The 20,832-nt window shown below is 42.7% G+C and carries 17 protein-coding genes and 3 tRNA genes; 10 read left to right on the top strand and 10 right to left on the bottom strand.

Annotated features, from left to right (window positions below):
- Nucleotides 1-82 precede the first annotated feature (82 nt).
- The 5 genes from PCRYO_RS01330 to PCRYO_RS01310 form a co-directional block, all read right to left on the bottom strand.
- Nucleotides 83-158: transfer RNA gene (locus PCRYO_RS01330), tRNA-His, on the bottom strand.
- Nucleotides 159-198: 40 nt separating this feature from the next.
- Nucleotides 199-275 (bottom strand) — tRNA-Arg (locus PCRYO_RS01325).
- Nucleotides 276-367: 92 nt separating this feature from the next.
- Nucleotides 368-444 (bottom strand) — tRNA-Pro (locus tag PCRYO_RS01320).
- Nucleotides 445-692: 248 nt separating this feature from the next.
- Complete coding sequence (locus PCRYO_RS01315; protein WP_011512625.1) at nt 693-2,189, bottom strand: McrC family protein; 1,497 nt, start codon at nt 2,187-2,189, stop codon at nt 693-695.
- Between the two features lie 12 nt (nt 2,190-2,201).
- Nucleotides 2,202-3,698, bottom strand: coding sequence for an McrB family protein (locus PCRYO_RS01310; protein ID WP_011512624.1), 1,497 nt, complete (start codon nt 3,696-3,698; stop codon nt 2,202-2,204).
- Between the two features lie 248 nt (nt 3,699-3,946).
- On the opposite strand from PCRYO_RS01310, the gene PCRYO_RS01305 reads away from it, so the two are divergent.
- Both PCRYO_RS01305 and PCRYO_RS01300 read left to right on the top strand, forming a co-directional pair.
- A complete protein-coding gene (locus tag PCRYO_RS01305; RefSeq protein WP_011512623.1) occupies nt 3,947-4,663 on the top strand; it encodes a DUF4442 domain-containing protein in 717 nt (238 codons plus the stop codon).
- A gap of 146 nt (nt 4,664-4,809) precedes the next feature.
- Entirely contained in the window at nt 4,810-5,331 is a 522-nt protein-coding gene (locus PCRYO_RS01300; protein ID WP_011512622.1) for a RidA family protein, read from the top strand.
- Nucleotides 5,332-5,353: 22 nt separating this feature from the next.
- On the opposite strand, the gene gspE is transcribed toward PCRYO_RS01300, so the two are convergent.
- A complete protein-coding gene (gspE, locus tag PCRYO_RS01295) occupies nt 5,354-6,919 on the bottom strand; it encodes a type II secretion system ATPase GspE (RefSeq protein ID WP_406626818.1) in 1,566 nt (521 codons plus the stop codon).
- 164 nt (nt 6,920-7,083) lie between these two features.
- Here gspE and PCRYO_RS01290 point away from each other — a divergent pair, with 164 nt between their 5' ends.
- Both PCRYO_RS01290 and PCRYO_RS01285 read left to right on the top strand, forming a co-directional pair.
- Entirely contained in the window at nt 7,084-7,908 is an 825-nt protein-coding gene (locus PCRYO_RS01290) for a thiazole synthase (protein ID WP_011512620.1), read from the top strand.
- 46 nt (nt 7,909-7,954) lie between these two features.
- A complete protein-coding gene (locus PCRYO_RS01285; protein ID WP_011512619.1) occupies nt 7,955-9,394 on the top strand; it encodes a WS/DGAT/MGAT family O-acyltransferase in 1,440 nt (479 codons plus the stop codon).
- A 48-nt stretch (nt 9,395-9,442) separates the two neighbouring features.
- Here PCRYO_RS01285 and PCRYO_RS01280 read toward each other — a convergent pair whose 3' ends face one another.
- On the bottom strand, nt 9,443-10,270 hold the full coding sequence (locus PCRYO_RS01280) for an inositol monophosphatase family protein (RefSeq protein ID WP_011512618.1): 828 nt from the start codon (nt 10,268-10,270) through the stop codon (nt 9,443-9,445).
- 368 nt (nt 10,271-10,638) lie between these two features.
- A complete protein-coding gene (gene dxs / locus PCRYO_RS01275) occupies nt 10,639-12,681 on the bottom strand; it encodes a 1-deoxy-D-xylulose-5-phosphate synthase (protein WP_011512617.1) in 2,043 nt (680 codons plus the stop codon).
- A 563-nt stretch (nt 12,682-13,244) separates the two neighbouring features.
- Between dxs and ribA the strand changes: the two genes are divergently transcribed.
- The 3 genes from ribA (at nt 13,245) to PCRYO_RS01260 (ending at nt 15,993) form a co-directional block, all read left to right on the top strand.
- Nucleotides 13,245-13,919 carry a GTP cyclohydrolase II gene (gene ribA / locus PCRYO_RS01270; protein WP_011512616.1) on the top strand — a complete coding sequence of 225 codons (675 nt, stop codon included), beginning with the start codon at nt 13,245-13,247 and terminating at the stop codon, nt 13,917-13,919.
- Between the two features lie 18 nt (nt 13,920-13,937).
- Nucleotides 13,938-14,948, top strand: a complete 1,011-nt coding sequence (gene hemF, locus PCRYO_RS01265; RefSeq protein WP_011512615.1) for an oxygen-dependent coproporphyrinogen oxidase — start codon at nt 13,938-13,940, stop codon at nt 14,946-14,948.
- Between the two features lie 574 nt (nt 14,949-15,522).
- Nucleotides 15,523-15,993: a c-type cytochrome gene (locus PCRYO_RS01260; protein WP_011512614.1), complete on the top strand. Its 471-nt coding sequence runs from the start codon at nt 15,523-15,525 to the stop codon at nt 15,991-15,993.
- An 80-nt stretch (nt 15,994-16,073) separates the two neighbouring features.
- Here PCRYO_RS01260 and gloA read toward each other — a convergent pair whose 3' ends face one another.
- Nucleotides 16,074-16,640 carry a lactoylglutathione lyase gene (gene gloA / locus PCRYO_RS01255; RefSeq protein ID WP_011512613.1) on the bottom strand — a complete coding sequence of 189 codons (567 nt, stop codon included), beginning with the start codon at nt 16,638-16,640 and terminating at the stop codon, nt 16,074-16,076.
- 96 nt (nt 16,641-16,736) lie between these two features.
- The gene (locus PCRYO_RS01250) at nt 16,737-17,375 is read right to left on the bottom strand and encodes a carbonic anhydrase (RefSeq protein ID WP_011512612.1); all 639 of its coding nucleotides are present in this window, start codon (nt 17,373-17,375) and stop codon (nt 16,737-16,739) included.
- 449 nt (nt 17,376-17,824) lie between these two features.
- On the opposite strand from PCRYO_RS01250, the gene potA reads away from it, so the two are divergent.
- The 3 genes from potA to potC are packed head-to-tail and all read left to right on the top strand — an operon-like array spanning nt 17,825 to nt 20,741.
- Complete coding sequence (gene potA, locus PCRYO_RS01245) at nt 17,825-19,033, top strand: spermidine/putrescine ABC transporter ATP-binding protein PotA (protein WP_011512611.1); 1,209 nt, start codon at nt 17,825-17,827, stop codon at nt 19,031-19,033.
- On the top strand, nt 19,033-19,911 hold the full coding sequence (gene potB / locus PCRYO_RS01240; RefSeq protein ID WP_011512610.1) for a spermidine/putrescine ABC transporter permease PotB: 879 nt from the start codon (nt 19,033-19,035) through the stop codon (nt 19,909-19,911). Before potA ends, potB begins: the two co-directional genes overlap by 1 nt.
- On the top strand, nt 19,911-20,741 hold the full coding sequence (gene potC, locus PCRYO_RS01235) for a spermidine/putrescine ABC transporter permease PotC (protein ID WP_011512609.1): 831 nt from the start codon (nt 19,911-19,913) through the stop codon (nt 20,739-20,741). Before potB ends, potC begins: the two co-directional genes overlap by 1 nt.
- Nucleotides 20,742-20,832 lie beyond the last annotated feature (91 nt).

Here is a 20,832-nt window from a genome sequence, read left to right as displayed (position 1 = left end):
GTACAAAAAAATGCCAAAAATGGCAGCGGCTTTTTTTAAATGATTTTAATATAGATATAAATAGAAGGGATACAGCAAAAAATGGGGCGACTGATGGGACTCGAACCCACGACAACCGAGATCACAACCCGGGGCTCTACCAACTGAGCTACAACCGCCATAACTGTTGCCAAAATTCGGCAATATATGCAGGCTAAATGGTGCGCCTGGCAGGATTCGAACCTGCGGCCACCTCCTTAGAAGGGAGATGCTCTATCCAACTGAGCTACAGGCGCTCTTAGAGGACTTTTACATATTTTGGTCCGCTTGATATACAAGAAACCAAACCATTATACATAAAAAAAAGCCTGTAAGGCTCTTAAATAGATGGTCGGAGTGATAGGATTCGAACCTACGACCCTCTGGTCCCAAACCAGATGCGCTACCAAACTGCGCCACACTCCGAAATTCTCTATTAACACGATAGTTTGTTGATTAACTGGTTATTGGCAATGCCACTAACTGGCTAACGTTCCTTGCTATCGAGGTGCACATATTAAGGGGAAACGCCGATGGTGTCAACACCTATTTTTAATTAATTTGAAATAACTGCTAAATTATTTAAAAAAGGCTTATTTCTTATAAACTAAGCGTCGACAACAAGCGCTACTCAACATAGTGCCTTATGAGCTAAGCGCATATTATGCTAAATCTTATGTCGGAAGCAAGTCAATGTTTATCGTACCTGTGAGCACATTAAAAGGTATCAGCCATAACTGAGCATAGGGTGCATTTTCACTATTGTATATGTCCTGAGTATCTTGCTTTAATACAACCGCTCGTCTTTGATTATCTTGCACTGGATATACCAGCCAGACTTGCTCTGCTTGATAAGCCTGCGCATAGCTGCTCAGTTGATAAGCGTCGCTGGCACTAATGGCGCTGGCATGCGCTAAAGGCTTCCATTTAATATCGATCACGTGACTATATTGACCTGCTTGTTTTTCTGGTGATGGATTTGCTCGTAAATTCTTTATTGGTAAAGTATCATCATGCTTCTCTTTATTTTTAGTATTCGAACGCATCTGGCGATAAATCAATAAATCAGGGCGAATAGACAAACACGCCTGCCCTTCTGCATCATTAAGCCAAACACGTTGCGCTTGGAATAATGGTTTATAGTCGTCGCTTAATTGCTGAAAAGACAAAGCGATACGCTGGCCTGCCCATTGCTCAAACGCTTGATTCATATCTATCAGTAAGCATAAGCGTGGCGGTGTAGATCTACTACCAAATGGTTTTGGTGCATTAATACTATGACCGATTTCCATATTTGATTGACTAAGCAGCCAATAAGCGAAATCTACCAGTTGCAAGGCGGCTTGTAATTGCTTTGCTTGCAGCGGCTGAATGGCAAGTTCACGCTTTGCTTGAAAGTATATCGACTCTAGCTGGCGTATTTCATGCTGATGTAGGACAGACACTTGCTGCCATGGCTGTAAATGTAAAAGCAGATTTGATTGGGGCAACAAAGGCCTCAGCAGTGTTAATGCGCTCTTAATGACTCGATTGCCTAGCATGTCTTGGTTCAGCACACTGCGCTCACACACAAATTTATGTGGCTGCATACTGTTATGGCGTAATTGCTCTTTTATGAGTAAACGTCCTTGAATTGCTGCTTGGTTATGGATTTGGGTTTGATACTGTTTGGTCGGTTGATAATTCGTTAAACGCTGCAAAAGCTGCATACTGAGCCAATCTGATAAAGGCAATGTGGTGACTGGCAGCGCTGTCAACTGGCGGCTGAATTGCCTAAAATTTTTGCTGTGAGGCGATTTGTTATCATTACTGTTCATTAGGTCTGACAGCATATTTTGTACCCAGTGACGGGTTTGTACAATATCCGCATCTACTGGTGATTCATTTGACTGATATGGCTGCTTAATAGAGTTGCTAGCAGTGTTTGCGATAAATTTTGGCAGTATCTCAAGAGTCATGCCACTAGGCAGTACAATCACGCCAATATAATGTCCAACCTTGAGTTGCCACTGTCCTTGCTTGCGTTTAATACTAAATACTGACAGCTCTTGGGTTATCAGCCACTGAAAATCAGAGTCGTACAAGAAATTAGACGCTATTAAACGCTGATGTTCAAATACCGTCATGATATTCATTTCAGAGCTTTGAGTGTGCTTATGCGTATTTATCATCGATTAACATCCTCATGGATATAAGCGCTGATAGACGGCAAGCTGGGTGAACTTGCCAGTATTGGCAATAAGGTCAGTATTAATTGCATAACTGCCGGCATTTATAGATTGAGTAAAATAGGATTGCTGTCCTGCAAACATGGAGTTCTGAGAAGCTATACCATTCTCGCTAGCCATTTGAGTGGACATACCGTTATGTATTGACGTTTGACTATCATGAATAAATTGTGCCGATATTGGCTGCTGTTCATCTCTAAAAATATACTGCAAGACAGCCACTTGCCCGCCAGCTGCTTGGGCTAATTGTGGAATAATTTGCTCAGTAAGTGCCATTTGTAACTGCTCAAGACTATGCACGGAGAATAAAAACGCATGACCCATTTGCGCCTCAATCCCTAACGTTTGGCTAATACGATGATTTAAACCCGTTAATACTTTGGCTAAATTGATGCACTCCGCTTCGTCGACTATTTCTAATCCTTTATTGAGGTTGATAATCGGTAATAGCTCAGGCTGCGGCGGACAGTTAATAAAGCGAAAACGACGACGCAGTGCCATATCTAGTGGCGCTAACGAATGATCTTGGGTATTCATGGTCGCATAGATATCAACATTGGCAGGCACGCTAAACGCTCGCCCAGAGTATGCCAAACTTACTGTCATCGCATTGGGCGTACCTGCTCGTTTATCAGGTTCAATAAGGCTGAGCAATTCACCAAAAACGCGTGAGACGTTGGCACGATTAATCTCGTCAATCAGCATCGCATAACGCTGCTGAGGATCATTTGCCGCGCGCTGACAGAGCTTTAAAAAGGCGCCATCAGTAATGGCATAGCTCATTTGAGATGAGCTGTTATTCGACTGATTAGAAGCTGCCATTACCGGGCGAATGCCCTCGACAAACTCTTCATAGCCATATGCCTGATGGAAACTGACCATACTAAAGCGCTGTTGGCTAAAGCGTTGAGTTTGGCTGGCACTATTATCACGTTGCGCCTGCTGAAATTCTGACAATTGCTCTGACAATTCGCTTAATAGCATCAGGCTGTCAGGCAGTAAATACCACGCACCGCTAGGGTCTTTATCAAAATACGCTTGGCTGGCTCTATTTTTATACGCAACCGTCTGTGAGCTGGTTGGACTGTGCATTTGCAGTACAGACCACGCTGTATTACTTAAATTTTTCTCACGTGCGTTTTGTAATGCTTTGGCGATAAAAAACTCATGATTAACGATTTCAGGTACTTTTACTAAGTCCTGTTTTTGCGACTGAAAATCTAAAAATATTAAACACACCACATCACGCCAGTTCAATTCTTGCAATAACTGCTTGAGTAAATCCTCATTATTGGATTTAGGCAGATAGTCCGTATATTCTTTAGAAATTTGGAGCAATCGGTAGGTTTTACCAGTACCCGCGACGCCCGTATAAATAATATTGGTCGGCTTATCATCACACATATCAGGCATAACATTATCCAACAAAAAAGTATGAAAAAGCGCTAACATTTTATCATTATAGTTACTCGCTCTACAGGGTATCAGTGCTTAAATTACTAACGCCTAAGATGCCGTTACGTCACTGTTATTTTGTAAGCGCAGCAGTACATGGTAATAATAGTAGCGACTGAGCAGTTAATGTACCATAACTAAAATAGCTGCTAGCATAAAGCCTATTCGGTGACTCATTTATACCATGAGCCTTTTAACCCTAGTATCATTAGCATTGTAAATCCCACTTAAATGAGGAATATTGTATGTCAGGATTATTAAAAAAACTCCCGATCAAACGGACCAATAAACTGCCAGCCAAAGTCTCTGAGAACACAAAACCTGCAGTCGAAAAAACCAATAGCACACTTAAACCAATCAGCAATCAATTTACCAAACTGTTATCTATCACCAAATATTTACCTGCTGGTGCACGTTCGAGCATTTTATCGAAAGCATTTGGTAAGGTAGTACCTTATGTGGGCACAACGGGTATCTACTATGAAACGGTCGAGCCAAACCAAGTGGTGGTCAGTTTAAATAATACCAAAGCGGTGCAAAACCATATCGGCTCCGTCCATGCAGTTGCCATTACTTTGCTTGCTGAAACGGCAACGGGATTCATTTTAGGCTTAAACTTACCTGCTGATCGTGTACTATTGATTAAGTCTTATTCAGTGAATTTCTATCGACCGATTAAAAAAGGACAAATGGCTGCCATCGCAAGCTTATCTGATGAGCAGCGTTTAGATATTTTAAATACTCCGAAAGGCGAAATGATTATTCCATGTGTCATTCATGACCGTGAGTCGGACAGTGATCGCGACCCAATCGTAGTCGAGATGACATGGGCTTGGATACCTAAGTCTGAGTTAGAAGCGCGTCGTCAAGGCAAAGCTAATGAAAAGTCGGCAGAGGCTGATACTGAGTCTCATACCAAAGTAGTAGAAGTAGAAACAGACGCAAAAGTAGAAACTAAGTAAGACAATCAATCAGCTGATAATGATGAGGCTGTTTAAGATAACTAATATATTAAGAATACGTAAAGTAGTGCGCTATCCATGTTCAAGCATTTTTATAGCGCACTTCGTATAGCAGTGATTTATAAACTTATAATAAGGAGACAATGATGTCCAAAATGATTTCCAAAGCTATTTCTAAAACAGCGCTTACTAATTTATCCAAGGCTTTTCTTATCAGTATCTGTGCATTAGGATTTACCGTTAGTGCCACTGCTGCGCCCGAAAAAACTTCAACTCATACACATCATGGAGCAACTATCACTAAGTCTAGCCCTGTGTTTTTAGGTGACGGCGGCAATTATCCTTTCTCAGAAGCAGTCCGTGTCGGCGATACTTTGTATATGTCTGGTCAGATTGGCTTTAAAGATGGCAAGCTGGTCAAAGGCGGTGTTAAAGCCGAAGCCAAACAGACAATGGATAATATCAATACTACGTTATTGAAATATGGTTACCAAAAGTCAGATATCGTTAAGTGTATGGTGATGCTCACCGATATGGACGATTTTAATGACTTCAATAAAATCTATAAGGCTGAACTGGCAAAGCCTTATCCCGTCCGTTCAGCTTTTGGCGTAGCTGAATTGGCGGCAGGTGCCAGCGTTGAAGTTGAATGTATCGCTGTCAAATAAAAATGTCTCTTAAAATATTACTCTAAACAATCAAAGCGTCCTCAAGTAGGGCGCTTTCTTTGGTCACGCGTAGCACTTCTTCTAATGTCGTACGTCCCGCGATTACCTTACGCAAACCATCAGCACGAATTGATGGTGTCTTTTGGCGGGCGTACTCTTCTAGCTCATACTCGGCGGTATTGCTATGAATCATGCGTCGCAGCGCATCATCAACGGGCACCACTTCATATATCGCTGTTCGCCCTTTGAAGCCTGATTGGTTACACTTATCGCAGCCGACTGCTCTAGGTAGCTTGATAGCTTTATCTGTCAGATTATCAGCAGCATTGTTAGCTGCAATATTGTCAGACATTGATTGAATACCAATCTCAGTAAACAATTTGGCTTGTTCAGGGTCAGCTATTTGCCAATCATGACAATGTGTACATAACGTACGTACCAAACGCTGGGCGACCACGCCTATCAATGATGATGATAATAAAAACGGCTCAACACCCATATCTTGCAAGCGCGTAACCGCTCCAATAGCGGTGTTGGTATGTAGGGTTGATAAGACCAAATGCCCTGTTAAAGATGCTTGCACAGCGATTTCTGCTGTCTCTAAATCGCGAATTTCACCCACCATGACCACGTCTGGGTCTTGACGCAACATTGCACGCAAGCTCTTAGCAAAGGTCATATCGACTTTATTATTGACCTGCGTTTGCCCAATACCATCGAGCTGAAATTCAATTGGATCTTCAGCCGTCAAGATATTACGGGTTTGATCATTTAAATCAGTCAATGCGGAATATAGCGTGGTGGTTTTACCCGAGCCTGTCGGTCCTGTCACTAAAATAATGCCATGCGGGCGATGGATTAAGCGCTTAAGCTCACTATAATCATTATCAGATAGACCCAAATAGGTCATATTCAGGCGACCTGCTTGCTTATCTAGTAAGCGCATGACCACACGCTCACCAAAACTTGACGGCAATGTCGATACCCGCACATCAACCTCGCGCCCCGCTAAGCGCAAGCTAATACGCCCATCTTGCGGCACGCGCTTTTCAGCGATATCCAGTTTTGCCATCACTTTAATACGCGATACTAATAACGGCGCTAATTGACGTTTTGGTGTGATGATTTCTTTAAGCTCACCATCGACGCGGAATCGAACGACCAAGCGTTTTTCAAAGGTTTCAATATGGATATCTGAGGCGTTTAGACGTATCGCCTCGGACAATAATGCATTAATCAGACGGATAATAGGTGCATCGTCTTGTTGGTCCATCAAGTCTTCAGTTTCAGGCACGCTATCTGCCAAGCTATCAAGATCAGGATGGTCTTCAAGGCCAGCGGCGATATGCTGTGACTCGCCAGTATTACCTGCATAAGCGGCATTCATGCGTTTCTCAAAATCGTCCGAGCTGACACTTTCATATATTGGCACACCGCGTATGCCTTGCTGCTGTAAAAATCGCACCGCTTCATTGATTGCTGAAAGCGGCGTCACCTTGGTCAATAGCAATGTCGGTGGCAGCTCAGGATCAATGGCTAGAATAACCAAAATCTGATGGCGTTTTGCAAAACTGTACGGCAGTTGCATCATAAAAACGACCTAATAGATAAAGAAAAACTCAGAAAAAAACTTGTATCAAAGCATGGTAAATGTATTATTCTTAACTGGCTCAACTCAAAAAGACTGCAAGTAAGATTGCATGATTTTGTTATAATAGCATTTTGTTTTACTCGCCATTAGGATTTTCAGTTATGTCAGATAACACTAGCACTGCCACTCAATCGACACCCCTTTTGCAAGATACTTTTACGGTAGGCAGTCGTACTTTTTCTTCTCGATTATTGGTCGGTACGGGTAAGTATAAAGATATGACTGAAACGGGTGCCGCCATCGGCGCGTCAGCAGCAGAGATAGTGACGGTCGCTATTCGTCGTACCAATATCGGTCAAAATAGCAATGAGCCCAATTTGCTTGATGTCATTTCACCAGATAAATACACTATTTTGCCAAATACAGCGGGTTGTTTTGATGCAGAAACGGCGATTCGTACTTGTAAGCTTGCTCGCGAGCTATTAGGCGGGCATAATCTGGTTAAGCTTGAAGTATTAGGGGACGAAAAAACCTTATACCCTAATGTGATGGAAACACTCAAAGCTGCCAAAGTGTTGATTGATGACGGTTTTGAGGTCATGGTATATACGTCAGACGACCCTATCGTTGCTCAAGAATTAGAGAGTATGGGCTGCGTGGCAATTATGCCACTTGGTAGTCTGATTGGCTCTGGTCTTGGTTTGCTCAATCGCCATACATTAAGCTTGATTATTGAAAATGCGAAAGTACCCGTATTGGTTGATGCTGGTGTCGGTACAGCTTCTGATGCCGCGATTGCCATGGAACTTGGCTGTGATGGCGTACTGATGAATTCAGCCATTGCTAATGCGCAAAATCCTGTGATGATGGCTCAAGCAATGAAACATGCGGTATGGGCAGGTCGTCAGGCTTTCTTGGCGGGTCGTATGCCGATGCGCAAAATGGCAACTGCCAGCTCACCACAGACGGGATACTTTTTTCAGTAGTATTAAAGGTTAGGTGATTATATTTTTCATTATAAAAGGATTTATTATGCGACTTCTTACAGCAGTCGACCAGTTGTTTTTACTTCTTGAGTCGCGTAAACAACCCATGCATGTTGGAGGTCTATTTTTATTTGAATTACCAGAGGATGCCGATATCAGTTTTGTTCATCAGCTTGTAAAGCAGATGCAAGACTCTCATGTACCGCCAACGTTTCCGTTCAACCAAGTGCTTGAGCATATGGTATTTTGGAAAAAAGACAAAAATTTTGATGTCGAGCACCACTTGCATCATGTCGCCCTACCCAAGCCCGCCCGTGTGCGCGAACTTTTGATGTATGTTTCAAGAGAGCATGGTCGTCTATTAGACCGTGCTATGCCCCTGTGGGAATGCCATGTGATTGAAGGCATTCAGCCAGAGAGCGAAGGTAGCCCAGAGCGCTTTGCGCTGTATTTCAAAATCCATCACTCGCTGGTTGATGGCATCGCTGCCATGCGTTTGGTCAAAAAATCCTTGTCACAATCGCCCAATGAGCCAGTTACTTTGCCTATTTGGTCATTAATGGCACGCCATCGCAATCAGATCGATGCTATCTTGCCCAAAGAGCGCTCCGCTTTACGCATCCTGAAAGAGCAAGTATCTACCATTAAGCCTGTGTTCACAGAATTACTGGATAATTTTAAAAATTATAATGACGACAGCTATGTCAGTACCTTTGATGCCCCGAGAAGTATTCTAAACAGACGCATCTCAGCATCGAGGCGCATAGCGGCACAATCTTATGATATTAAGCGCTTCAACGATATTGCTGAGCGTATTAATATTAGCAAAAACGATGTAGTACTAGCCGTTTGTGCTGGTGCTATCCGGCGTTATTTGATTTCGATGGATGCACTACCTAGCAAGCCTCTGATTGCGTTCGTGCCCATGTCTTTACGAACTGACGATAGTGTCGCGGGCAATCAGCTGTCATTTGTCCTTGCCAATCTGGGTACTCATCTGGATGATCCATTGAGTAGAATCAAGCTAATTCATCGCAGTATGAACAATGGAAAACGCCGTTTTAGACGTATGAATCAAGCGCAAGTTATTAACTACAGTGTGGTGTCTTATGCATGGGAAGGGATTAATCTGGCGACTGGTTTGTTTCCTAAAAAACAAGCCTTCAACCTGATTATCTCAAATGTACCAGGCTCCGAAAAATCATTGTATTGGAATGGCGCGCGCCTACAATCTTTGTACCCTGCCTCGATTGTCTTCAACGGGCAAGCGATGAATATTACGCTGGCAAGTTATTTGGATAAGATTGAATTTGGTATTACTGCCTGTAGCAAGGCCTTACCTCATGTGCAAGATATGCTGATGCTGATAGAAGAAGAGTTGCAGCTGCTTGAAAAGGTTAGTAAAGAGCTTGAATTCAATGGTATTACAGTTGAAGATAAAAGTGGCTATAAAGGTAATGGTAAAACAAAAAAGCTAGCTCCGTAACGGAACCAGCTCTTTATTTGTCATATTTAGCTATCTAAAAGGGGACGATTAAAGCGCATCGCCCCATGCTGGCACAACCACTTGCATCAAAGGTTTTAACAGTTTTATATTACAAGCAAAGATAGAGCCTGATGTCATCGAATTGTGTGCGCCAGTATGATCAACGACCACGCCACGTGCTTCGGTGACAATAAGCTCGCCTGCTGCGATATCCCAAGGCTTGATTGACATCTCAAAGTAGCCATCAAAACGACCAGCAGCCACATAACATAAATCAAGAGCAGCTGAGCCTAAACGACGGATTTGACCACCCGCTTCAGTGATTTTTTGTAGGCTTTCGTAGTGCTCTTTGGCATATGAGATAACTTCGCCATTGCGCTTACGCTCAAGAGGATGCCCAGTAGTAAATAAACCACCATCGATCGTTTTACGCTCACTGACACTGATACGGCGTTGGTTTAAACGCGCGCCTTTACCACGGCTAGCCGAGAACATCTCATCACGGACGGGATCATAGATAACACCATGCTGAGTCACGCCTTTATGCTGTACGGCGATAGACACACAGAACTGTGGTACGCCATGAACGAAGTTTTTAGTGCCATCTAGTGGATCGATAATCCAGCACCAGTCAGCATCTTCGCCGCGACCTTCCTGCATACCAAACTCTTCACCCAAATACGAATGATTTGGATAGCTGGCTTTTAGCGTCTCAATCGTCAGCTCTTCACTAAAGCGATCAATACGAGTAACCAAACCATCTAGTCCTTTTGACTCGATATCCAACTCAATTTTGTGACGGTTTTGATGCGCGTACAAAATTTCTTTACCGACTTTTTCAGCAGCACGCGCTGCGATGACGACCATGGGTTCCATACAATAACCTGCTTGTTTGATAAATGGATATTACTAGATAAATATTAATTGATAAGTACCAATCGATAGATACTTATTAATAAAGAAAATATATAAAGTAAGAGATACTTATAGCACCAACACTACTTATAAAATCAATGAAAAATAAAGCCACATAGCAAACCACAATATATGGTTGTTATTAGTCGCACCGCTCAAGTTGTCAAATAGTTCACACCTACGGCAAGCAGGCGATATCTTGGCACAAAAATACAGCTTTATTTTTTACACAGCTATTTTATCAACTTTTTACGGACTATGGGTATTTATTATTTTTATAATGTAGCAGATAGATGATTAATCGTCTTTTAAACCTTAAGCCACATTAGTTAAGATAATAAGTTTTGGAGCTGATTGAACACACCTTCCACATCTAGACCACAATCTGCTAGCTGTTCTGCTTGAGAGCCATGCGCAACAAACCGATCAGGGATACCTATATTGCAGATAGTTGGACGATGGATTTTAAAAGCAGCCGATTCATTTAATAGGTATTCATTGACCGCACTACCCGCGCCGCCCATGATCATATGCTCTTCTAAAGTCGCTATATGAGTAACACCTTGCTCGACTAGGGTTTCAAGCAAGTTAGTATCTAAAGGCTTCACCCAACGCATATTGACCACATGCAGCTGACAGCTTGATGCTAATAAAGGGGATTTCGCAATCATTTCTGCGGCTTTCTGAGCCGTTTCGACCATCGTACCAAATGCCAATAATGCCAGTTTCTTGGGTGCATCGTCTGTACCAAGTACCGACTCTATAACCGCCTCACCAATGTTGTAAATTTGCGCTGGTTGTATAATAGTTGCACCAGTGCCAACACCGCGCGGATAGCGCACTGCGGTACAACCTTGGTATTCATAACAAGTATTGAGCAAATGATAGCATTCGTTTTCATCTTTTGGCGCTGCAATCAGCATATTGGGCACGCAGCGTAAAAAGGCAAAATCAAACACCCCTGCATGCGTAGCGCCATCTTCACCAACTAGGCCGGCGCGATCAATGGCGAACATCACATCAAGATTTTGCAAAGCAACATCATGTATCAGCTGATCGTACCCACGCTGTAAAAACGTCGAATAAATCGCCACAATCGGCTTTACACCTTGTGTTGCCATGCCACCCGCCAACGTCACAGCGTGTTGCTCAGCAATCGCTACATCAAAGAAACGCTCTGGAAATTGACGAGCAAACTCAATCATCCCTGAGCCTTCTTCCATCGCTGGGGTAATGGCGAGCAGCTTCTTATCTTGTGCCGCTTTGTCACATAAAAACTGTCCAAATACTTGCGAGTACTTTAAGGAAGGTTTAATCGCTGCTTTTTCAGTTTTTGGTGCGTTATCTTCAGCAGGTAAGCTACTAATAGCATGATAGCCGACTGGGTCTAATTCAGCAGGCGCAAAGCCTTTACCTTTGGTAGTATAAATATGGACCAGAACTGGACCTTTGACTTGCTTGGCAAGCGACAATACACGTAGCAGCTCAGGAATATTATGACCATCAAAAGGACCAAAATAGGTAAAGCCTATCGCCTTAAATAGATTGTCTTCTAGTTGCGGTACATCGCGCTGCTCTTTATGACGCTTACGTCGGTCAAAGGCTTGCATATCAGGGCGTTGACATAATATTGGCTCGCCTGCATCAGAGATATCAACTTGATACCCTGACTCCCAAAGCATTGCTAAATGCCGTGAAAAGCCACCGATCGAGCAGGATATAGACATGTCATTGTCATTCAAAATCACCATCAAATCAGCGTCTTGTTGCACCGCGTCATTCATCGCTTCAAACGCCATGCCACCTGTCATCGCCCCATCGCCGATAATACAGGCAACCGTCTGCGCGCGCCCTTGATAGCGTAGCGCTAAGCTCATGCCTAAACCGGCTGAGATGGACGTTGATGAATGCCCAACCCCAAAGGTATCATAGACAGATTCGGCACGTTCGGGAAAAGCCGTTAAGCCAGTTTTAGAGCGGATAGTACCTAACTGATCACGGCGACCTGTCAGTACTTTGTGCGCATACGCTTGGTGACCCACATCCCAAACGATCTGATCTTGTGGGGTGTCTAGCAAATAATGTAGCGCAATAGTCAATTCAATCACGCCTAAATTGGCACCGAAATGACCACCGCTTTGACCCGCTGAATACAATACAAACAGCCTTAGCTCATCGGCTAAAGTAATCAGCTCAGCACTGCTAAAAGTCTTGAGATCAGCAGGACTATCCACACTGTCGAGCAATGGCGTCTGCGGACGCTCACGTGGAATCACTGCATACGTTTGTTGCAGTTTTGATAGCGGTACAGCAGAATCAACAGCTGACGCAGATAATGACTGAGACTGTGGGGAATGAGGTGACTGCTGCATAAAACGTACGATACCTACCAATCTGCTGACCAGATGCTACCTTAGACAAGGTCTAGCAATAGCAATAGTCTAAGTGGCGTTAATAATAGCCATGCCATCCTTTGTATCATTGCTAATACAAGGGATGGCATCGACTATACAATTAGTGATACAGCTTTTATCGCTGCAATAACCCAAAATACGCTATTTGATATAAAGATAATAACGTTCAATGACAACCCTAAAGACTGCTCTAATAGCTGCCTCAAAGGTCATAATAATGGCTATTATGCCTTATTATTTTGTATCCATACCGGACGTTAGTGACGACATAGTAATGTAAGGGCAAAGACTTGTCACTGTATCCGTCAAAATAGTATGGCATAATAGCATTTATTTTTAATTGTCGCTTTAATCATCGTGCGCCGTCTGTGAACTTTGTGTGTTTTTATAATTTGTGGTTTTTATAATAAATATAATTAGCATACTATCTTGCAAACCCGCTAGCTTACAAGAACTTAGCTATTATAATAAAGCTATGTCAGACAGTGAGCGCCACGATGATCAGCTTATGCAGGGCATTAATGTCATATCAATTTATTACTAGCGCCAAATTGCCTACTCGTCACGGCGAGTTTGATATTCATATCTTTGAGAATGATGAGGGTCAAGAGCATGTGATGCTGACGGTAGGTCTGCCTGTGTTTGATCAAACGGATATTGCCGACAGCAGCTTAAATCAAAAAGATGATGCTTTATCAGAACGCCCTATTCCTTTAATAAGAATTCATTCTGAGTGCTTAACTGGTGACGCTTTTAGCTCCTTAAAATGTGATTGCGGCCCACAGCTAAATACCGCTATGGATGCGATACAAAAAACGGGCTGCGGGGCGATTTTATATCTGCGCCAAGAAGGGCGCGGCATCGGTCTGACCAATAAAATCCGTGCTTACGCCTTACAAGATCAAGGTCACGATACTCTAGATGCCAACCTTATGTTGGGGTTGCCTGCTGATGCGCGTATCTATGATATGTGCGGACCGATGCTTGCTCATGTAGGCGTTAATGCTGTGCGCCTTATCACCAATAATCCTAGTAAAGTCGCTTACTTAACCGAGCATGGTATCGATGTCATTGAGCGGGTGCCATTAGTCGTTGGGGTGAATGATATGAATGCTGAATATCTAGCGACCAAGCGCGATCGTATGGGTCATCTATTAGACACAGATTTTAATACCACCCTACACCTTAATAAATAGCAAATAATCAGATATTTTATGAGCATTCCAAATATAGATAACGATATCAATGTGTCGGCGACCGATACAACAACAACACCAAGCCATCATGACATCATGCGCGTGCGTGAATTTCTAGTCGATTTGCAAGCGCGTATCTGCCAAGCCCTAGAAGCGCAAGAAAGTGATGGCTGCACTGATGCACAGAAAGCCACTACCTTTGTCCCTGACGATTGGGAGCGCCCTGAAGGTGGTGGTGGTCGCTCGTGCGTGTTGGCAGACGGCGAAGTGATAGAAAAAGCCGGCGTTATGTTTAGTCATATACACGTCCAAAACCTGCCTGCTTCAGCAACTGCGCGTCATCCTGACATTGCTGGTCGTAAAGCACAGGCAATGGGCGTATCTCTTGTTGTGCACCCCAAAAACCCTCACGTTCCCACTAGTCATGCCAATGTACGCTTGTTTATTGCCGAAGCAGAAGGCAAAGACCCTATTTGGTGGTTTGGTGGCGGTTTTGATTTAACGCCATTTTATCCTGTGCTTGCTGACTGCGTGCATTGGCATCAAGTCTGTCATGACCTCTGTGCACCTTTTGGCGACAGTATTTATCCTGATTTCAAGCAATGGTGCGACGAGTATTTCCATTTGCGTCATCGTGATGAGCAGCGCGGTATCGGCGGCTTATTTTATGATGACGTCAATACTGAAAGTCGCGGTTGGGATTTTGAAACCTGCTTTAAATTTATGCAAGCGGTCGGTAATGGCTATCTTGAAGGTATGCTACCAATTTTTGAGCAGCGTAAAAATCTGTCCTATACTGAAGCAGAGCGTGAATTTCAGCTCTATCGCCGAGGTCGCTATGTTGAATACAACCTCGTTTATGACCGCGGCACTCTATTTGGTCTACAAAGTAATGGGCGTATTGAATCTATCTTGGTCAGTATGCCGCCGCTTGCCAGTTGGCACTATCGCTTTGAACCAGATCAGGGCACGCCTGAGTTTGAGTTGACTGACTTCTACCTAAAACCGCGTGATTGGTTGACTTTATAATCGGGATTGGCATAATAACTTACTAGTATTTATTGGTTTTGATATAAATCATTTTATTGTTCAAAAGGTCAGCTAATCATGCTGACCTTTTTTATTTTAAATAAAGCATTATTCAAAATAAGTAATGATAATTTTTAGGACGGCAATTTATATAGTCAGTCTTGAATAAAAGAAATACAAAAATTATAAGGTACTACTGGTATCAATTTTTCTTGCTTACTGTGCCTATGTAGACAGAGGCTGCGAATAATTAATCCCAGTAGCACTGTATTCTTTTAAAAGTGTATCTACTATAGCTTAACGAAAGCGATTATTTAAAACCAATTTATGAGAATATTTAATCTATTTTACAAAAACTCACGGTTTCGCCCTATGCTACTTAAGCTGCTTGCTGTTTAATATAGGATAGTACGTAATTTAAGCATCATGAAAAACAATATTTTCGAATGTTAATAAAGAAAATATATTAAAAATATCGGATAAAATTTATTTTAATAGTAGCCATTTAATCAGGTGACGAGCATGCATATGCTACGCCACCTTTTTATTAGCAACGTAAAAAGGAGCACTACTCATGACTCAGGTATCGAATCAAAAATCATTAAAATCTATCTTTGCTATTACTTTGATGGCAGCCACTTTAGGACTGACGGCTTGTAGTACACCAGTAGACCCTGATGTCAAAGCTCGTCAGGACATCATGAAGAACTTCGGTGATGCAATGAAGGTTATGGGTGGCATGGCAAAAGAGCCGGATACTTTTGATGCTGACGTTTTCAAAGAGCAGGCGGCATTTTTAGCAGAAGAGTCTAAAAATCCTTGGAGCCATTTTAATAATAAAGACGCCGCTGGCAATGCCAAAGCAGAGGTTTGGTCAAATGTTGATGGCTTTAAAGCTGAAGCAGAGAATTTCCAAAAGGTCACTGCTGAGCTAAGCGCTGCTGCACAGACAGCAACTAGCATTGACGATGTGATGCCAGCTTTTAAACCTGTTGGCGACAGCTGTAAATCTTGCCATACGGATTTCCAAGTCGAAAAAGACTAAATAAGAATCCTTTAGCAATATAAAAAGCCACCCTATCAAACAATAAGGTGGCTTTTTTATTCGCTTAACTTATGAATCAATTAAGCCATCAAGTCTGCTTGTACGATTTCAATCCAATAACCATCAACATCTTTAATAAAGACAATATTTTTCATGCTGCCTTCATCTGGACGTTTTTTGAATTCGACATTGTTTTCATCAAACCAAGCTACCGCTGCATTGAGATCAGGCACATTAAAACAAATATGACCAAACCCTTGTGGTTCTTGATTGCCATCATGATAGCTAAAGTCCACTTTTGTTTCGGTACCATAGTTATGAGTCAATTCCAAAATGCCACGCTGACGGAAGGCAAAAATCTCTAAATCATTACCTGACGGCAAGTTTTCACGTTCACTCTCAGTCAGCTTGGCTAAAAAGTACAAATCAAAACCCATGGCTGGGAATTTTTTGACTGCCAGTAACGTCATACCTAAGACACCAGTATAAAACGCTAAAGACTTCACAGGATCTTTAACACGCAGCATCGTATGGTTAAAGGTATAACCTGTCGTCTGCGCTGAGATAGGCTGTACGCCATTAGCCTTTACGCTGCTTTCAGGTTGCTCTTGTATTGAATGGTCGTTGTTAAAAGTATCATTACTCATGATTATTCCTATATGTAAATATTTTTAATCACTAATAGATTAAATGATCATACCTATAACACTTAGTCTTTCTAGCATAGCCTCTATAGAACACTATTAAGTATCTAAAAACCGCACTTTACCTGTTTCTAAGTCGTACTCGGCACCAACGATCAATAGCTGACCACTACTGGTTAAATCCTCTAACGCACGCGAGCCATGCTTTAATTGACTGACCGACATACGCACATTTGCACGTATAGAGCGATCAACCAGCTCGTCTGCATCCACATCTTGCCCATTGGCGGTCGCAAGTTCATGCAGATTATAGACACTTGGACGGATACGGTCGACGATAGATTGTAGATTGGGTGAGTAGTTTTGCTCAGGATTGATTAATGTTTCAACACAGGCGGTGACAGCGCCGCAGTGCGAATGTCCAAGCACCACGACCAGTTTAGTATTGAATTTTTCGGCAGCAAATTCTATCGAACCAATTTGTGAAGGAGCTACTACGTTACCTGCGACGCGTATGACAAATAAATCACCTAAACCTTGATCAAAAACGATCTCAACCGGTACCCGTGCGTCCGAACAACCCAAAATAATCGCTAAAGGGTCTTGATCTTTGATTAATTCTGGACGCCTTTGCATACAGGGATCGGTATTGGTCAAGCTGTCTACATAGCGTATATTACCTTGCTTAAGCAGCTCCAGTGCTTCCTGACCTGTTTTAGGGCGTGTATTGTTAGGCATAAGAAATCCTTGATAATTTAACGGGTTAACATAGTAAATTGCTCTATAACTATCCTGTCATAGAGTCTAAGTCTTCGATATCGTTTGGCGCTTTCAGCAAACCTCACTTAAGTTCTTACTTTTATAAATCACTCTATATTTATCATACGCAAACCAATTGTATAGGAATAAATTCAAAAAAATGGTAAAAATTATTTAATTTAAGGGTGGTTACTTGGTCTATTTAACAAAGCATAGACTCATCTCTAATCGCTATTTCAAGATAGCTATAGGGTCAACCAACCAACAAGGAACTTGCGCTAACTTATAGTGAAGGTTTGTTATAATAGCCTGCGACCAACCCCTGTTAAACTCATCGCTTTAACATACTAAATCATCATGTCTAACGTATACAGCGTTCAGACTGACACTGATATTTTAGTATGTATGTCGGTAATCTAGGAATCATTATGACCGAATCACTTTTAACGCCACTGACTACTCCTGCATCAGCAAACACTGATAAGGTATTGCTACAACTGACCGGTCTAAAGAAAACCTATGATAATACTGAGGTCTTAAAAGACATCAATCTTGATATCAAGCATGGCGAGTTTATTACCTTACTCGGTCCTTCAGGCTGCGGTAAAACTACCTTACTACGACTGATTGCAGGATTTGAGCAGCCAAGTGCAGGGGCGATTTATTTGGATGGCGTACAGATGGCAGGCTTGCCCGCTGATAAACGTCCAGTCAATACCGTGTTTCAGCAATATGCGCTGTTTCCGCATATGACCGTCGCGCAAAATGTGGCGTATGGTCTAAAGCTACGAAAAGTCCCTAAAGTTGAGATTCAAACGCGGGTACGTGAGATGCTAGCGATGGTACAGCTAGAACATTTAGCCAATCGTCGCCCGCAGGATTTATCCGGTGGGCAGCAGCAGCGCGTTGCGATTGCACGTGCAGTCATCAATCGTCCTAAATTACTATTGCTCGATGAGCCTTTATCGGCGCTCGATCATAAGCTGCGTCTACAAATGCAGTCTGAGCTCAAACGCCTGCAACGTGAGCTTGGCATTACTTTTGTCTTCGTTACCCATGATCAAGAAGAAGCGCTGTCGATGTCAGACCGCATTGCAGTGATGAAAGACGGCAGATTCCAACAAATTGGTACGCCTATTGAGATTTACGAAACCCCTGCCAATTTATTTACTGCTAAGTTTATTGGCGAGACCAATTTATTTAAAGCGGAAGTCAAAGGTGTTTATCCTGAGCAGCCAGATCGTGATGGTCGCGTGACCAATGGTCGTATTGAGGTTGAAGTCTGCGAAGCACAAGTTCAAGACGGACCAACGCCTGTGCGTAATCTGCGTCGACCCGATTTTGCCAACGATGTCCAAGTCGGCGATATCGTCAATTTATTGCTACGTCCGGAAGATTTGCGCATTTATGATCCCAATGATAAAGAGCATGGCGGCCTACTGGGGCGGGTAATTGAAAGTAATTATAAAGGCAGCACCTTAGACTCGATTATTGAGCTAACGAACGGTCATATTATTAAAGCATCAGAATTCTTTGATGAAGATGACCCAAGTTTTGACTATAAGCTTAATGAAGGTGTAAAAGTGTCGTGGGTCGATGGTTGGGAATGGGTATTGCCAGAAGAGGATATCCACTAATGGCACATACTGGCATCAGCAATAAAAGCCCTTTTCGTACGGCAACGCTATGGCTGATTTGGGGTTGGCTTCTTATCTTTGCGCTATTACCCAATATATTGGTCATTGCCGTCAGTTTTCTGACCCGTGATAGCACAGCTTTTATTAGTTTGCCGGTCACTATCGACAGCTACGTGCGCATGATTGACCCGCTTTATTTTGATGTCTTTGTGCATTCATTATGGATGGCGGGCATCACTACGGTCATCTGCTTATTACTCGGCTACCCCTTTGCTTGGTTTGTATCTCGAGTCAGTAAACGCTGGCAGCCACTGTTGATGCTCATGCTAATATTGCCATTTTGGACCAACTCTTTGGTACGAACTTATGCGCTAAAACTCTTATTTGCTAGTAACGGTTTGATTAACAAATCCTTATTAGCAATCGGCATCATTGATGCGCCCATTGATATTTTGTATACCCAAGGCGCAGTGATTGCTGGTTTAACGTATTTATTGTTTCCGTTTATGGTGCTGCCGCTATATGCCGTGTTTAGCGATTTGCGCAATGATATGCTGCTTGCCTCGCAGGATTTGGGCGCATCGAAACCGCAAACCTTTTGGCATGTGGTACTACCCTTAACCACACCTGGTATTATCTCAGGGGTGCTGTTGGTACTATTGCCAGCAATGGGTATGTTTTATGTTGCCGATATTTTGGGCGGTTCACGCAACTTACTCGTTGGTAATATTATCAAAAACCAGTTTTTAGATGCCCGTGATTGGCCATTTGGCGCGGCCGCCAGTGTGCTATTGACGCTTGCTATGGCGGTATTATTGCTTGCCTATCGCGCTAGTAGTCGCCGTATCGGCAAGACTGACTTTAGCGAGGTGGCCTAATGTCTGATAGTTCACTAAATGGCTCAACAAATAACAAATCGCCGAAAAACAAAAATCCCATAAGGTTTGGCAATATCGTCGCCAAAGGCTACCTTGGGCTGATTTATACTTTATTATATCTACCCATCATAGTATTGGTAGTGATGTCATTTAATAAGTCAAAAATTGGCTATAATTGGGGCGGCTTTAGTTTAAAGTGGTATGAGTCATTACTCAATAATCAGGCGATGTTAGATGCTTTTTGGCATTCGATTTTATTAGGTTTGGTTGCCGCTACAGTCTCAACCATCATCGGTACACTGACCGCACTGGCGTTACATCGCTATGACTTTCGTGGTAAAGGGCTGCTAAATGGCTTGTTATTTGTGCTAATGATGTCGCCTGAGATTGTCTTAGCGATATCGCTCCTGGCACTGTTTTTATTAATTGGGCTACAGCTGGGTTTTGTCTCGCTATTATTGGCGCACATTACGTTTTGCTTGCCGTTTGTCGTTATAACTGTCTTTGCGCGCTTAAGTAGTTTGGATGAGCGTTTAATGGAAGCGGCGCGAGATTTGGGTGCTAGCGAATCAACAATGGTACGGACAGTATTGATTCCGGTGATTTTCCCTGCGGTGATGGCAGGTTGGCTCCTTGCTTTTACCTTATCGCTCGATGATGTGGTGGTATCGACCTTTGTCACCGGTCCTAGCTATGAGATATTGCCGCTACGTATTTATTCTATGGTACGTGTGGGTCTTAAACCCGAGGTCAATGCCATTGGGACGATTTTACTCGTCGCTTCGTTAATTTTGGTGGTTATCTCGCAATTGCTCCTACGTCGGCGCTGATGTTAATTTTACTTTAATAACAGCTTTAACATCATATTAGATAAAAAGTTTTTAACAATTTTTCAGCCTTTATTTTTAGGCCTTTATAAGT

Source organism: Psychrobacter cryohalolentis K5 (genome assembly GCF_000013905.1).
GTDB lineage: Bacteria > Pseudomonadota > Gammaproteobacteria > Pseudomonadales > Moraxellaceae > Psychrobacter > Psychrobacter cryohalolentis.
This window is presented reverse-complemented; position numbering and strand designations above follow the sequence as displayed.

Excerpts from the sequence above, each read along its gene's own strand:
- potB (WP_011512610.1), top strand. The coding sequence starts at position 19,033 with ATGGCACATACTGGCATCAGCAATAAAAGCCCTTTTCGTACGGCAACG.
- gspE (WP_406626818.1), bottom strand. The coding sequence starts at position 6,919 with ATGCAACTGCCGTACAGTTTTGCAAAACGCCATCAGATTTTGGTTATT.
- PCRYO_RS01315 (WP_011512625.1), bottom strand. The coding sequence starts at position 2,189 with ATGATAAATACGCATAAGCACACTCAAAGCTCTGAAATGAATATCATG.
- PCRYO_RS01260 (WP_011512614.1), top strand. The coding sequence starts at position 15,523 with ATGACTCAGGTATCGAATCAAAAATCATTAAAATCTATCTTTGCTATT.
- PCRYO_RS01250 (WP_011512612.1), bottom strand. The coding sequence starts at position 17,375 with ATGCCTAACAATACACGCCCTAAAACAGGTCAGGAAGCACTGGAGCTG.
- gloA (WP_011512613.1), bottom strand. The coding sequence starts at position 16,640 with ATGAGTAATGATACTTTTAACAACGACCATTCAATACAAGAGCAACCT.
- PCRYO_RS01305 (WP_011512623.1), top strand. The coding sequence starts at position 3,947 with ATGTCAGGATTATTAAAAAAACTCCCGATCAAACGGACCAATAAACTG.
- hemF (WP_011512615.1), top strand. The coding sequence starts at position 13,938 with ATGAGCATTCCAAATATAGATAACGATATCAATGTGTCGGCGACCGAT.
- PCRYO_RS01285 (WP_011512619.1), top strand. The coding sequence starts at position 7,955 with ATGCGACTTCTTACAGCAGTCGACCAGTTGTTTTTACTTCTTGAGTCG.
- PCRYO_RS01280 (WP_011512618.1), bottom strand. The coding sequence starts at position 10,270 with ATGGAACCCATGGTCGTCATCGCAGCGCGTGCTGCTGAAAAAGTCGGT.
- ribA (WP_011512616.1), top strand. The coding sequence starts at position 13,245 with ATGTCATATCAATTTATTACTAGCGCCAAATTGCCTACTCGTCACGGC.
- potA (WP_011512611.1), top strand. The coding sequence starts at position 17,825 with ATGACCGAATCACTTTTAACGCCACTGACTACTCCTGCATCAGCAAAC.
- potC (WP_011512609.1), top strand. The coding sequence starts at position 19,911 with ATGTCTGATAGTTCACTAAATGGCTCAACAAATAACAAATCGCCGAAA.
- PCRYO_RS01300 (WP_011512622.1), top strand. The coding sequence starts at position 4,810 with ATGTCCAAAATGATTTCCAAAGCTATTTCTAAAACAGCGCTTACTAAT.
- PCRYO_RS01290 (WP_011512620.1), top strand. The coding sequence starts at position 7,084 with ATGTCAGATAACACTAGCACTGCCACTCAATCGACACCCCTTTTGCAA.
- PCRYO_RS01310 (WP_011512624.1), bottom strand. The coding sequence starts at position 3,698 with ATGTTAGCGCTTTTTCATACTTTTTTGTTGGATAATGTTATGCCTGAT.
- dxs (WP_011512617.1), bottom strand. The coding sequence starts at position 12,681 with ATGCAGCAGTCACCTCATTCCCCACAGTCTCAGTCATTATCTGCGTCA.